Here is a 14,157-nt window from a genome sequence, read left to right on the forward strand (position 1 = left end):
GTGCCGGCCGCAGTGCGGCTCAGCGGTTGGTCACTGAAATCACTTCCTCAAGCGTGGTCGCGCCGTTGCGCACCTTGGCCAGGCCCGACAGGCGCAGGTCGCGCACGCCGTCGCGGGCGGCCTGCTCGGCGATGTCCATCACGGTGCCCTCGGCCAGGATCAGCCGCTGGATCGTGTCGGTGATCGGCATGACCTGGTAGATGCCGACCCGGCCGCGGTAGCCGTTGTTGCACGCCGAGCAGCCCACGGCGCGGTAAGGCGTCCAGGAGCCGTCGAGTTCCTCGGGCGCGAAGCCCGCGCGCAGCAACGCCTCGCGCGGGTAATCGGCGCGGGTCTTGCAGTTCTCGCACAGCCGCCGCGCCAGCCGCTGGGCGCTGATCAGGATGATGCTCGACGCGATGTTGAACGGCGCCACGCCCATGTTGAGCAGCCGCGTCAGCGTGGTCGGCGCGTCGTTGGTGTGCAGCGTCGACAGCACCAGGTGGCCGGTCTGCGCCGCCTTGATGGCGATGTCGGCGGTCTCCAGGTCGCGGATCTCGCCGACCATGATCACGTCCGGATCCTGGCGCAGGAAGGCCTTCAGCGCGGTGGCGAAGTTCATCCCGGCCTTGTCGTTGACGTTGACCTGGTTGATGCCCGGCAGGTTGATTTCGGCCGGGTCTTCCACCGTGGAGATGTTGACGCCCGGCTGGTTCAGGATGTTCAGGCAGGTGTAGAGCGACACCGTCTTGCCCGAGCCCGTGGGGCCCGTGACCAGAATCATGCCGTAGGGGCGGCGGATGGCGCTCAGCAGGCGCTCCTTCTCCTCGCGCTCGTAGCCCAGCGCCTCGACGCCGAGCTTGGCCGACGACGGGTCGAGAATCCGGATCACGATCTTCTCGCCGAACAGCGTGGGCAGCGTGCTGATGCGGAAGTCGATCGCGCGGCTGCCGAACTTGAGCTTCATGCGGCCGTCCTGCGGCACGCGCTTCTCGGCAATGTCGAGCCGGCTGATGACCTTGATGCGCGAGGCCAGCTTGTCCTTGATCGCCACTGGCGGCTGCGTGATCTCGCGCAGCTCGCCGTCGATGCGGAAGCGCACGCGGTAGATCTGCTCGTAGGGCTCGAAGTGCAGGTCGGACGCGCGCATGTTGATGGCGTCGATCAGCATCTTCTGCAGGAAGCGCACCACGGGCGCGTCCTCGACGTCGGCGGTGACCTCTTCATCGGGCCGCGCGCCGATGTCCTGTTCCTCGACGTCGAACTCGAAGTCACCGGCGACGATCGACTCCAGCGCCTCGCTGGCCGAGGTGGTCTTGGCGTCGACGATCTTGGCGAGCTTGTCGTACTCCACCAGCACCCATTCCGGCGTCAGCTGGGTGGCGAACTTGATGCGGTCGACCGCCTCCTGGTCGGTCGGGTCGGCCCCACCGATGAAGATGCGGTTGCCGCGCCGGCCCAGCACCAGCACCTGGTAGTGCGACAGCGTGCGCGCGTCCACCAGGTTCTGCGGCAGCTTGGTGATGTCGATCGCGTCCAGATCCACCAGCGGTACCGCCAGCGCGTGCGACAGCGTGTGCGCCAGCTCGGCCGGGCTGATCACCATGGCACCCACCACGGCCGCCACGAAGCTGCGGCGCTGGTCGCGCGCGGTGCGCACCAGATCCTCGGCGGTGCGGGCGCTGAGCTTGCCGGCGTGCACCAACACCCGCGCAATGCCCGAGAGGGTGTTCTGAGGAAGTTCGGTCAGGGAGGATTCGGCAGCCACGGTGGCGAGGGTTGAATCTTGAAGAGAATGATTGTCCGATGATCCGTGATCTGTCTGGCACAGTAAATCGCAGGGTTGCGGTGCCAGGGCGGTCGATCCGTCGCACCCGCCCTCAGCCTTTGAGCCGCCCTTGAACTCGGCCCGCCGACCCCCAAGTGGCGCCGGCAAGCCCATGACAGCGTTGACAGTCAACGCGGTCGCCGGCCACCCCGTCATCTACAGAAAGTCCTCCTCATGAGCCAGCCCCTCCAGAAGCAAACCCTTTCCTTCCAGGCCGAGGTCAAGCAGCTGTTGCATCTTGTGACGCATTCGCTGTACTCCAACAAGGAAATCTTCCTGCGCGAGTTGATCTCCAACGCGTCGGACGCCTGCGACAAGCTGCGCTTCGAGGCGCTCAACAACACCGCGCTGTTCGAGGATGCACCGAACCTGGAAGTCCGCGTCAGCTACGACAAGGCCGCGCGCCGCATCGTCATCAGCGACAACGGCATCGGCCTCTCCGCCCAGGAAGCCATCGACCACCTCGGCACCATCGCCAAGAGCGGCACCAAGGAGTTCATGGGCAAGCTCGAAGGCGAACAGGCCAAGGACGCCAACCTGATCGGCCAGTTCGGCGTCGGCTTCTACTCGGGCTACATCGTCGCCGACCGCATCACGGTCGAATCGCGCCGTGCCGGCGTGTCCGCCGACGAGGGCGTGCGCTGGAGCAGCGAGGGCACGGGCGACTTCGAGGTCGAGACCATCCACCGCGAAACCCGCGGCACCGACGTCATCCTGCACCTGCGCGAAGGCGAGGACGAGTTCCTCAGCACCTGGAAGCTCAAGAGCGTCATCAGCAAGTACAGCGACCACATCTCCCTGCCGGTGCTGATGCGCAAGGAAACCTGGGACGCCGAGAAGGGCGAGAACGTCATCGCCGACGACTGGGAAGCCGTCAACAAGGCCGCCGCCCTGTGGGCGCGCAGCAAGAGCGAGGTGACGGACGCCGAGTACAAGACCTTCTACGAAACCCTGACCTACGACCAGACCCCGCCGCTGGCCTACACCCACAACCGCGTCGAGGGCCGCAGCGAATACACCCAGCTGCTCTACATCCCGGCCAAGGCGCCGATGGACCTGTGGAACCGCGACAAGCGCGGCGGCGTCAAGCTCTACGTCAAGCGCGTCTTCATCATGGACGACGCCGAGGCGCTGATGCCCACCTACCTGCGCTTCGTCAAGGGCGTGATCGACTCGGCGGACCTGCCGCTCAACGTCAGCCGCGAACTGCTGCAGGAAAGCCGCGACGTCAAGGCCATCCGCGAAGGCTCGACCAAGCGCGTGCTGTCGATGCTGGAGACCCTGGCCGACAACGAGGACGTGGGCGAAAAGGCCAAGTACGCCGCCTTTTACAAGGAATTCGGCTCGGTGCTCAAGGAAGGCGTCGGCGAAGACCACGCCAACCAGGAGCGCCTGGCCAAGCTGCTGCGCTTTGCCTCCACGCAGGCCGATGAAGGCGTGTCCTTTGCCGACTATGTGGCGCGCATGAAGGAAGGCCAGGAGGTGATTTACTACATCACCGCCGACACCCTGGCAGCTGCCAAGAACAGCCCGCAGCTGGAGATCTTCAAGAAGAAGGGCATCGAGGTGCTGCTGTTCACCGACCGCGTCGACGAGTGGATGCTCAGCCACCTCTACGAGTTCGAGGGCAAGAGCCTGCAGAGCGTCGCCAAGGGCGCAGTCGATCTGGGTGGCCTGCAGGACGAGGAAGAAAAGAAGCAGGCCGAAGCCGCCGCCGAAGGCTTCAAGCCGACGCTGGAGCGCATCAAGGCCGCACTCGCCGGCCGCGCCAAGGACGTGCGCGTCACCACCCGCCTGGTCGACTCCCCCGCCTGCCTGGTGACCGAGGAGGGCGACATGAGCGGCCACCTGGCGCGCCTGCTCAAGCAGGCCGGCCAGAGCGCACCCGCGTCGCAGCCGGTGCTCGAAGTCAACGCCGACCACGCGCTGGTGCAGAAGCTGGCGGCGCTGCCTGAAGGCGCGGCGCAGTTCGGCGACCTGGCGCAGGTGCTGTTCGACAACGCGCTGCTCGCCGAAGGCGGCCAGCTGGAAGATCCGGCTGCGCACGTCAAGCGCATTCAGGCGCTGATCCTGGGCTGATCCTGGGCTCGCAGGCCTGTAAACATGTGTTGCCTTGTGCAAGGTTCGGCAAGGCAACACAAGGCACAATGCGTCTATGTGGCGCAAATCCCTGCAAAAACTCCTGAACAAGGTCGGCATCCTGCTGATCTTGTTCAACGTTCTTGCGCCCACCGTTTCACACGCCTTGCGCCTGCAGGACCCCAGCTTGGGCCAGCGCCAGCAGACGCTGGCGCTGGCCATGGCCGGTGACTGGTGTGTGGCCGCAGGCCAGGTCGGCCCGGACGAGTTCAAGACGCTGCAGCACGCGGTGTCCTTGAGTCAGACGCTGGACCACCTCAAGGCCTGCGATTTCTGCGACGACGCACCGGTCTCCACCGCGCTGCCGATGTCGTTCAACCTGGGTTGGTGCGCCCCCCCGGTCGAGTCGATCCGATTCAAGGCCTACGCCGCCGAGATCCTGCGGCGACCGGCCTACCAGCTGCCTGAGAGCCGCGCCCCGCCGCGCGGCTGATTTGCCCTGCTGGAGGGCACCTCCCGGGCTTGACGCCCGGTCGGGTGCCCTTCGCCACCCCTCCAAAAGCTTTTCCCTGACCCGAGCGCGGTATTTCTGCGCCGTCGGGTTGCGCTTTGCCATGGGCAAAGATTTCTCAGGATGTTTCATGTCTGCACCACAAATTTCCCGGTTTTTCCCGCGTTCCACATTCACCGCGCCCCTGATGGCCGTGGCCGCTGCCAGTCTGGTGGCCTGTGGCGGGGGCGGCGACACCGCTGTGGCCGTCGCGACCACGCAAGACGTGTCGATCGACTTCGCTGCCACGCTGGGCGCTACCGTGCTCGACACCCGCGACTGCGCCGCCGTGAACGTCGATACGCTGGCCACCCGCAACGGGGCTGCGGTCAAGGCCCGGCTCAGCGACCTGCGCTTCTATGTCTCCAACGTCAAGCTGCTCAAGGCGGACGGCAGCGCCGTGCCGGTGACGCTCAACGAGAGCGCATGGCAGGCCAATGCCTCGACCGGCGATACGCTGGCGCTGCTCGACTTCGAGAATGGCACCTGCGTCAACGGCAGTGGCAGCGGTGGCACCAACACCAAGCTCTCCGGCAAGGTGGCTGCCGGCACCTACACCGGCGTGAGCTTCACGCTGGGTGTGCCCGAGTCGCTCAACCACACCAATCCCACGGTGGCGAGCACGCCCAAGCCGATCGACAGCAGCGTGCCCGGCATGGCGTGGTCGTGGCAGAGCGGCCGCAAGCACCTGAAGATCGAGTTCAGCCCGGAGAACGCCACCGCGGCGGGCACCTACACCGGTGGCGTGCAAATCATCAACGCGGATGGCACCCAGGCTACCGCCACGACCGCTGGCGTGACCACCAGCGTGGCCAATACCAGCACCTTCGTCTACCACCTGGGTGCCACGGGTTGCACGGGCACCGAGGCGGCGGGCTACACCTGCACGGCGCCCAACACGCGCGACATCACGATCGCGTCGTTCACGCCGGGCAGCAAGCGCATCGCGCTGGACTTGCAGGCGCTGTTCAATGGCAACAACGGCACCCAGAACACGACGGGTACGGCTGCAGGTTGCATGTCGGCGGCCAACGATCCGCAGTGCACGGCGATGTTCACCGCCCTGGACAACGCCAAGAACGGCACCACGGTGTTCCGTGCCATCGACTGAGGTCGATGCTTTGGCCGTCTGGCACCGTCGAGTCCGCTCCAGGGTGCCGGACGGCGTTTTTCGCGGACCGCACGCCGGTCCGGTCTGGCTATGAAAAACTTCATTTTTTGGGCCGCATCGTTGGTGATGGGCCTGGCGGGCTGTGGCGGCAGCAGCACCGACATCACGGACAGCAGTGCCCGGTCGACGGCCTGGACCTGGGCTTTGCCGGCGGGTTTTCCGACCCCCGTGGTGCCTGCCGACAACCCGATGAGCACCGAGAAAGTGGCGCTGGGCCGCCACCTGTTCTACGACCGGCGCCTCTCAGGCAACGGCCAGCAGGCCTGTGCCAGCTGCCATCGGCAGGACAAGGCCTTCACCGACGGCCTGGCGGTCTCCATCGGCTCGACCGGGCAGGCGCACCCGCGCAACGCGCAATCGCTGGTCAACGTGGCCTACAACGCCACGCTGACCTGGGCGAACTTCTCGCTCATCAATCTGGAAGACCAGGCGCTGGTGCCGTTGTTCAGCACCGATCCGGTCGAGATGGGCATCACCGACCAGAACCAGGCCGAGGTGCTGGCCCGCCTGGCGGCCGACGCCACCTACGCGCGCCTGTTTGCTGCGGCCTATCCTGGCGCTCAAGCCCCGTACACCTGGGGGCAGGTCGTGCAGGCGATTTCCAGCTTCCAGCGTGCCCTCATCAGCGCCGACAGCCGCTACGACCGGGCCCAGCGCGGCGAGGCGGTGCTGAGTGCGGCAGAAATGCGCGGTCTGAACCTGTTCAACAGCGAAAAGGCCGAGTGCTTTCACTGCCACGGCAGCTTCAACTTCAACGACCAGGTCCTGCACCTGGGCATGCGGCTGGTGGACCGGCCTTTCCACAACACCGGCCTCTACAACATCGACGGCCAGGGTGGCTTCCCGTTCCCCAACCGCGGCCTGTTCGAGCTCAGCGGCGTGGCCAGCGACATGGGCAAGTTCCGCGCGCAGGGTCTGCGCAATGTCGCCGTCACCGCGCCGTACATGCATGACGGCAGCATTGCCACGCTGGAAGAGGTGCTGGATTTCTACGCGGCAGGGGGCCGCCTGCTCAGCGGCGGTCCGCACGCGGGCGATGGTCGCGCCAACCCGTTCAAGAGCGACCTGATCTCGGCCATCAGCCTGACCGACCAGGACAAGGCCGATCTGGTGGCCTTCCTGCGCACCCTCACCGACGAGACGCTGCTGACCGACTCGCGCTTTGCCGATCCCTTCAAGACCACTGCCCAGGGGAGCGCGCCATGAAGACCCGTTCGATGCTGTGGGCGCTGGCGCTCGGCTTGAGCCATGCCAGCGGCTGGGCCCATGACCTGAATGCCGATCCGATTCCGGCGATGCCCGGTCTGCGGCTGGGTGCTGCCGTGGCGGTGTCGGCCCTGCAGTCGCCGCACATCTGGCCTGCGCCCCGCGACCGTGGCGTGCTGGGCAGCGGCCAGACGCCCAGCGACCGCCGTGGCCTGCACCTGGAGCACGCCACGCTGGAGGCCGGTCTGCGCCTGACGTCCGTCCTGGGCGCCCATCTGGCGGTGGGCCAGCACGACCGCGACCCGACGCATCTGGAGGCCGCCCGCCTGGAGGCCCGCCACGCCGATGCGCGTGGCATCTGGCGGGCCAGCGCCGGGCGCGACCGGGTGCCGCTGGGCCGGGTCATCACCGGTGCGGGTCACTTCGACCGCTTTGCGCTGCCGCCGCTGGCCAAGCGCTCCATGCTCAACGACGACTGGATCGATGACGGCCTGAACCTGCGCTGGCAGGCGCCCGCCGGTACGGTCAACGCGGGCCTGCAGGACGCTGACCTGGGCCTCTGGCGGGCGCGCCAGTTTCCGGGCGGCCCCGCCGGCCCTGCGGCGCCGGTGCTGCGCCTTCGGGGGGGCTGGGGCGACTTCCAGGCCGACGTGATGGCAGCCTGGCTGGCGCCGGAGGCGCGCGGCACGGTGGCCGTCAGCAGCAGCGCCGGCCATAGCCACAGCGTGCCGGATTGCCGCAGCAGCCTGCAAGGCGTGGTCTGCTTTGACGGGCGCAGCCGCCTGCTGGGCCTGAGCGCGCAATGGACGCCGCATGACCTGCCGCTGACCGCCCAGCTCGCCTGGCTCGGCCAACGCGAAGACGGTTCGCTCTACGCCCGCGATGGCGATGCGCGCTACACCGGCCACACGCAAGGCGGCTGGCTCGATCTGGTCTGGTCGGCCTCCGGGCGGTGGGCGCTGGCGCTGCGGGCCGAGCGGCTCGCGGCCCGCCACCGCCTCGATGGCCCCGGCGCCGCCCAGGTGGCCGAGGCCGCCGCGCTGTCCCCCAACGCGCCGCTGCAGCGCCTGAGCGCCGCCGCGGTCTGGGCGCCCCAAGCGGGCTGGCGCGCCTCGTTCGAGGCCGGCCAGGAGCGCCAGGCCGCCGCCCGGTCGCATTGGCTGGGCCTGCGCCTGCAGTGGTTGACCCCCGATCTGTGGACGGGTTCTTTCTGAGATTTATTCACCCTGGAATTCATGATGAAGAAACACACGATGACTCCGTCCGTATGGACTGCGGTGCTGTTGAGCCTGGGCCTGTCTGCGGCGTACATCAGCCCTGCTCATGCTCATGGCACGCACGCACATGACGATGTGCCCCAGCGCTCGATGGCCACCGATCCGGCCGATGCCCACGCCATCACCCGGGTGCTCAAGGCCACCTGGGAGCGTCCCGATGCGCCGCTGCGTGTCGACCCCGTGGTGGTGCAGGGCGGCGTGGCGATTGCCGGCTGGTTTCAGGGCGAACGCGGTGGTCGTGCCCTGCTCAGAAAACGCATGCCCGGCGAGGCCTGGGAAGTGACGTTCTGTGCCGGCGACGCCCTGAAAGATCCGCAAGGACTGGTCGGCACCGGCTTGAACGCCACGCAGGCTCAGGCGCTGAGTACCGCCCTGATCGAAGCCGAGGCGCGCCTGAGCGGGGCCGATCGTGCGCAACTGGCCAGTTTCGAGGGCGTGGTCAAGATCCAGGCCGGTGCGGCGCATGGCCCCGCCACAGGCCACGGCCACTGACGAGGCCGCAGCAAGGTGGCCGCTCAGCGCAGCGTGAACTGCACGCGCGGGCTGGGACCGCGGTCCTGCACGGCGCCCGAGCCGGCCACCACTGAGCGGTTGATCAGCACACGCTCGGCCGGCAGCCGGGCCGACAGATAAGCCATGACGGCGTCGGCGCGCCGGTCGGCCAGCGTGCGCAGGGCGGCGGGCAGGTCGAAGGCGGGAGCGCTGGCAGCGGGAGTTGGGGCGGCGGCTTTTGAGGCGGGCGCTGCCGTGCCGGAGGCTGCAGTCGCCGGGGGCGCCGGCGGTTGCAGCGCCGCGCCGTCACTGACCGGATCGGCCTCGGCCGTGGCTTCAAGCTTGACCGCCGGGCGGTCCTGCAGGCGTTGGGCCAGGGTGTCGAGACGCTCGCGGGCGGCGGGGCTCAACTCGGCCGAGCCGGGGGCGAACTCGACCTGCGCCAGCTCCTCGCTCTCGCCGCCCATCAGCAGCGCAAACGGCGCCGTCACGGCCCGGTTGATGAGGTTGAGCACCAGCTTCCAGACGATGCCGCCGACCGAGAACTGCGGGTCGTCGAGCGTGCCCGCCACCGGCAGGCGCAGGTCGATCTCGCCCCGGCCGTTCTTGAGCAGCGCCACCGCCAGCCGCACCGGCAGTTGGGTGGCGTCGGCGCTGGCCACTTCGTTGCCGAAGGTGAGCTGGTCGAGGAAGAGCTGGTTCTCGGCCTGCAGCTGGCCCTGGTCGATCTTGTAGCGCAGGTTGACCGACAGCGAGCCCCGGTCGATGGCGTAGCCGGCGTAGCGCTCGGCGTAGGTGCTCAGGCGCGTGAGGGCGATGCCGCGCGCCGAGGCCTCGATGTCGGTGAACAGCCGCGCGCCCAGCGGGTGAAAGCGCCCGGCGATGCGCAGCGGCGCGCCGTCATCCAATGCGCCGGCGATCTCGACCTGCGCTGGCTGCGGCGCGCTGGAACTGAGTGCCGAGAGGCTGCCCTTCAACTGCGTCAGCCGCGCCGAGTAGTTGGGCTTGATGAAGTAGTCGCTGAAGTAGACCGAGCTGCGGTCGATGCGCACCTCCTGCCAGCGCAGCTTGGGCGCATTCGATGCGGCGGCCACTGGCGTGGCGCGCGCCGGCGTGGATGTCGAAGTCGCAGACTGCGGCGTCGTCAGCGATTTCGGCTCGGCCTGCGCGCTGGGCTTGACGATGTCGGCCACGTTCAGGTGCGCGTCCGGGTGCAGGATCAGCCGCGCCTGCAGGCCGTCGAGGCTGATGCGGCCCAGGTCGGCGTCGACCTCGCTGTCACGGCGCAGCGCCACCTTCAAATCCTGGAATCCGAGCGATTTCCACTGCACGAAATCCGCGCCCGTGACGCTGTCCTGCGTGCGCAGATCAGCCACCGCCAGGCGGCCCTGGTAGTCCAGGTCAAGCTGCGGCGCCGCACCTGGCTGGGCGGCCCGGCGCGACAGCGTCAGCTGGCCGTCGGTGCCGAGCGCGCCGCCGATCAGCGTCAGGTTCACGTACGGCGCCATGTAGGGCTGGGCCACGCGCAGGTCGATGCCGTCGAGCTTGACGTGGGCCTGCAGCGCCAGCGGTTGCGGGTGCAGCGTGCCGTTGAGCGCGATCTGGCCCGGCCTGGCGGGCTGCGTGGCACCCACTGATGACGTCATCGCCGCCGCAAACTGCAGCTGCAGCGGCTGGCTCAGGTCGCTGGAGAGCGGCGCCAGCGACAGATTCGTCTGCTTCAACGTGATGTCGGTGGGTGTGCTGGCGTTGGTGCGGGCATCGCGCAGCTGCAACTGGCAGTCGGCGCAGCTCAGGCGGCCGATCTGCCATTGCGGGGTGGATGCGCTGGCGGCGGGTGCCGTTGCTGCGGCCGGGACTGCCCTCGTCGTTGCGGCTGGGGCCGGCGTCAACGTGTAAGCCGCGTCCAGCCCCTGCAGCGCGACCTCGGCCAGCGCGTAACGCTGCTGCAGCGGCGCCAGGTCCAGCCCGCTGAGCTTGAGTTGCTGCCAGGCGACGCGGGCGTGCTGGGCCGGCAGGGCGAGTTGCAGTTGCGACAGGGTGAGGTCGCCCTGCACCTGCAGCCGGGGCGTCTCAGGTGCTGCCGTGGCGGTGTTTGCCGTGATGGGCCGCTCGAAACTCAGTTTCAGCTCGGCGTCCAGCAGGCCGCGTTGAAGGTCGACCGGCCAGTCCGGCGGCAGCACCGCCTTGAGCAGGCCGGCCCAGTCGTGCAGCGCGAGTTTTTGCCAGTGCAGGGTCAGCTCGGCGGGCTGGCCGGGCGCGAAGGGTTTGGCGTGGCCGCCGAGTTCGATCTGGCTGCCGTCGAGTGCGGCGCTCAGCTGCGGCTGCACCTCGGTCTGCACGTCGCTGGGCAGGTTGGACAGGAAGGGCACGCCGAGCTGTAGCGCGGTGACCTCGTGGCGTTGGCCGAGCGTGTCGTCCTGGTAGTGCACCTGGCCGTCGCTCAGCCGGATGTTGTGCAGCGCGAACAGCGTCGGCTCCGGGCTGGGCGGGTGGGCGACGCGCCAGTCGCGCACATGGGCCAGCACGGGGCTGAAGTTGAACGCGCCCGACGCCGTGCGCTGCACCCACGCCTGCGGCGCCTGCAGCGTCAGGCTGCGCACCACCGGTGCGCGTCGCCACAGGGTTTCGCTGGCCAGTTGCACCTGCACACCGTCGAGCTTGAACAGCGGCGCCTCGGCCGGGCCGATGCGCACGCCGCCCACCTGCAGCGCCAGCGCCCAGGGCTGCAGCGTGATCGGCCCCAGGCTCACGGGCGTGCCGAGCACGTCTTGCGCCGCCACTTCGAGGCGCGGGCGCACCCAGTCGGGCAGCCACCCCGTCAGCAGCGCGGTGAGTGCGGCCAGCAGCGCGAGCACGCCGCCCACGCTCCAGGCCAGACGGCGCAGCCAGCGGCGGGGCGGGGTGGCCGTCGTGGCGGGGGAGGATGGCGTCAGGGTATCGGGCGTTGGGGTATCAGGCATGGGCGGCTCGGCCATCGACAAAGGTGAATGGCACGGGCCGCGATGCTAAGCTGCCCGCGCCATGTACCTGCCCAGCCACTTCGAAGAAACCGACCCTGCGGCCCTGCACGCGCTGATGCGCGCCTACCCGCTGGGCACCTGGATCACCCCGTCGCCGGAGGCGGGTGTGGACGTCAACCACCTGCCCTTCCTGCTGGACGCCGATCACCCCGCCGGCCCGCGCCTGCTGGCGCACCTGCCGCGCGGCAATCCGGTCTGGCGCGGGCTGGCGGCTCCTGGAAGATCAGCCGGCTGCCAGGTGATCTTTCACGGGCCGCAGGGCTACATCAGCCCCGGCTGGTACGCCAGCAAGCCCTTGCACGGCAAGGTGGTGCCGACCTGGAACTACGCGGTGGTGCATGCGCACGGCGAGGCGCGTGTGCTGGAGGGGCTGGCGTCAGGCGACCCTGCTGCGGTCAATGGGGCCTTGCTCGACCAGCTCCAGCGCCTGACCGCCACGCATGAGGCCAGCCAGCCGCAGCCGTGGTCGATCCACGACGCGCCGCCCGACTACACCGCTGGCCTGATGCGCGTGCTGGTGTGCGTGGAGATCCGCCTGACGCGACTGGTGGGCAAGTTCAAGCTGAGCCAGAACCGGCCGCTGGACGACCGGCTGGGCGTGGTGGCAGGGCTGCAGGCGCGGGGCGATGCGGCGTCGCTGGCGTTGGCCGACCTGATGGCGCAGCGCGAGCCGTCAACGCCACGCCCGGACTGACCGGCCGGGCCTTCAGGCCACCAGCGGTGCGCCCGCCATGGCCTCGACCTGCTCGCGCAGTTGGGTGGCCTGCTGGTCCCAGTAGGACGGGCTCTCGAACGACGGGAAGGCGATCGGGAAGGCCGGGTCGTCCCAGCGCCGGGCGATCCAGGCGCTGTGGTGAATCAGGCGCAGCGTGCGCAGCGGCTCGATCAGCGCCAGCTCGCGGCGGTCGAATTCGCGCAGTGTTTCGTAGCCGTCGAGCAGCGCGCCCAGCTGGGCCTGCATCTCGTGGCGTTCGCCGCCCAGCAGCATCCACAGATCTTGCACGGCCGGGCCCATGACGGCGTCGTCCAGGTCGACGAAGTGCGGGCCGGCGGGCGTCCACAGCAGGTTGCCGGCGTGGCAGTCGCCGTGCAGGCGCAGCAGTTGCATCGGGCCGTGGCGCTCGAAGGCGCGGTCGACCGCGTCGAGCGCCGCCAGCGCCGCGTTGTGCCAGGCGCTGGTGCCGGGCGGCAGCAGGCCGCTCTCGCGCAGCCACTGCACGCTGGCGCGGCCGGCAGCGCTGCTGTCGAGCGTGACGCGGTGCGCAAAAGGCCGCTGCTGGCCGACCCCATGCAGCCGGGCCAGGAAGCGGCCGATCCATTCCAGCGTGGCGGGGTCTTCCAGTTCCGGCGCCCGGCCGCCGCAGCGCGGGCTGACGGCGTAGCGCCAGCCTTGCCAGTGCGCCAGCGTGGGCGGGGTGCCGGCCAGCGTGACATCCGGCGCAGCCACGCTGAGCGTCAGCGGCGCCACGGCCGGCACCTCGGCGGCGGCGAGTTCGAGCGCGAAGGCGTGCTCTTCCAGAATCTGCGCGTCGCTCCAGCGCCCGGCGCGGTAGAACTTGGCCACCACCACGGCGCCGTCTTCCAGGTGGATCTGGAAGACGCGGTTTTCGTAGGAATTGAGTTGCAGGATGCGGCCGTCGCCGCGCAGGCCGGCGGCGTCCAGCGCATCAAGCACGGCGTAGGGCGTCAGCCCGGCATAGGGCTGGCTCGTGTGGGGCATCGGGTCAGCCGCGGCCGATGATGTGGCCGGCCGAGTCGCCGCTGGGGCCGAAGTCCTCGCGGCGGCGGATCGGGCGCGGAATGCGTTGCGCGGGGTCCGCCTCGGCGCCGGCTTCGGCGGTCTGAGCCTGCGGGGCGCCCGGCTTGCTGCTGACCGGTTCGTCGGCCAGTGGGTCGCGCTGGGTTTCGGGGGCGAAGAACGAGTCGTGCGAGAAGCCGGACTCGAACCACTGTGTCTGGTTGTCGTTGGCACGCAGGCTGTGCGCCAGCGTCGAGCGGCGCTCCTGGCGGTCGGCCAGCGTGCTGGGCACCTGCGGACGCGCGCCGTCGGTCTGGTGCGGCACCAGCATCTGCAATTCAGCGGCGCTGGGCAGCTGGTCGGTGCGGCACTTCACGTAGCGCACACGGCAGGATTCGAGCACTGCCTGCTTGATGGCCAGGGTGCGCTTGGACGACGGGCGATTCGGTTTTTCCAGATCGATGGCGGCCAGCACCCGGCCGTTGTCGGCACAGACCACGAAGCTGACGTGGATCGGCCCGAGCAGGCCGAACCAGTAGCGCAACTCCTCGCGGTCCTGCGGCTGGCAGAAGCGCACCAGCGGCAGTTTGGCCAGCACCATGTGGTTGGGCAGTGCGGCGCGCAACTGGCGGTAGAGGGCCCGTTCTTCCGGCGAGAAGATGGCACGCTGCACCAGCGGCCACTCTTCGGGCAGTGCTTCGGTCTGGCTTTTCGCATCAGATGAGCGGCGCATCACCTTCAATGCGATGGCGATGGCCACCAAAGCAAGCAGGATGACCCCGGAGATGATCCAAACAGGACTGAACATGGCATG

11 protein-coding genes are annotated in these 14,157 nt (G+C 68.9%); 7 read left to right on the top strand and 4 right to left on the bottom strand.

What is annotated here, in order from left to right:
- Positions 1–19: 19 nt before the first annotated feature.
- Complete coding sequence (gene pilB / locus AC5IG3_RS01810) at positions 20–1,747, bottom strand: type IV-A pilus assembly ATPase PilB (RefSeq protein WP_491904567.1); 1,728 nt, start codon at positions 1,745–1,747, stop codon at positions 20–22.
- A gap of 234 nt (positions 1,748–1,981) precedes the next feature.
- Here pilB and htpG point away from each other — a divergent pair, with 234 nt between their 5' ends.
- The 6 genes from htpG to AC5IG3_RS01840 all read left to right on the top strand — a co-directional run bounded on the left by htpG (position 1,982) and on the right by AC5IG3_RS01840 (position 8,582).
- Positions 1,982–3,886, top strand: coding sequence for a molecular chaperone HtpG (gene htpG / locus AC5IG3_RS01815; RefSeq protein ID WP_491904568.1), 1,905 nt, complete (start codon positions 1,982–1,984; stop codon positions 3,884–3,886).
- Positions 3,887–3,962: 76 nt separating this feature from the next.
- Positions 3,963–4,379, top strand: coding sequence for a DUF2946 domain-containing protein (locus tag AC5IG3_RS01820; RefSeq protein ID WP_491904569.1), 417 nt, complete (start codon positions 3,963–3,965; stop codon positions 4,377–4,379).
- Between the two features lie 148 nt (positions 4,380–4,527).
- A complete protein-coding gene (locus tag AC5IG3_RS01825; protein WP_491904570.1) occupies positions 4,528–5,547 on the top strand; it encodes an MbnP family copper-binding protein in 1,020 nt (339 codons plus the stop codon).
- A 90-nt stretch (positions 5,548–5,637) separates the two neighbouring features.
- Positions 5,638–6,813 (top strand): MbnH family di-heme enzyme, encoded by a 1,176-nt coding sequence (locus tag AC5IG3_RS01830; RefSeq protein ID WP_491904571.1) that lies wholly within the window; start codon positions 5,638–5,640, stop codon positions 6,811–6,813.
- Positions 6,810–8,027 carry a hypothetical protein gene (locus AC5IG3_RS01835; RefSeq protein WP_491904572.1) on the top strand — a complete coding sequence of 406 codons (1,218 nt, stop codon included), beginning with the start codon at positions 6,810–6,812 and terminating at the stop codon, positions 8,025–8,027. Before AC5IG3_RS01830 ends, AC5IG3_RS01835 begins: the two co-directional genes overlap by 4 nt.
- Before the next feature lie 39 nt (positions 8,028–8,066).
- The gene (locus tag AC5IG3_RS01840) at positions 8,067–8,582 is read left to right on the top strand and encodes a copper uptake system-associated protein (RefSeq protein WP_491904573.1); all 516 of its coding nucleotides are present in this window, start codon (positions 8,067–8,069) and stop codon (positions 8,580–8,582) included.
- Between the two features lie 23 nt (positions 8,583–8,605).
- On the opposite strand, the gene AC5IG3_RS01845 is transcribed toward AC5IG3_RS01840, so the two are convergent.
- On the bottom strand, positions 8,606–11,545 hold the full coding sequence (locus tag AC5IG3_RS01845; RefSeq protein ID WP_491904574.1) for a DUF748 domain-containing protein: 2,940 nt from the start codon (positions 11,543–11,545) through the stop codon (positions 8,606–8,608).
- 61 nt (positions 11,546–11,606) lie between these two features.
- On the opposite strand from AC5IG3_RS01845, the gene AC5IG3_RS01850 reads away from it, so the two are divergent.
- Complete coding sequence (locus AC5IG3_RS01850; RefSeq protein WP_491904575.1) at positions 11,607–12,299, top strand: FMN-binding negative transcriptional regulator; 693 nt, start codon at positions 11,607–11,609, stop codon at positions 12,297–12,299.
- 12 nt (positions 12,300–12,311) lie between these two features.
- Here the strand turns inward: AC5IG3_RS01850 and AC5IG3_RS01855 are convergent, their stop codons facing one another.
- Positions 12,312–13,325, bottom strand: coding sequence for a serine/threonine protein kinase (locus AC5IG3_RS01855; RefSeq protein WP_491904576.1), 1,014 nt, complete (start codon positions 13,323–13,325; stop codon positions 12,312–12,314).
- Between the two features lie 4 nt (positions 13,326–13,329).
- On the bottom strand, positions 13,330–14,151 hold the full coding sequence (locus tag AC5IG3_RS01860) for a DUF2726 domain-containing protein (RefSeq protein ID WP_491904577.1): 822 nt from the start codon (positions 14,149–14,151) through the stop codon (positions 13,330–13,332).
- Positions 14,152–14,157 lie beyond the last annotated feature (6 nt).

Origin of the sequence: Leptothrix sp. (in: b-proteobacteria), assembly GCF_965250675.1 — a bacterium.
Classification (GTDB): domain Bacteria; phylum Pseudomonadota; class Gammaproteobacteria; order Burkholderiales; family Burkholderiaceae_C; genus Sphaerotilus.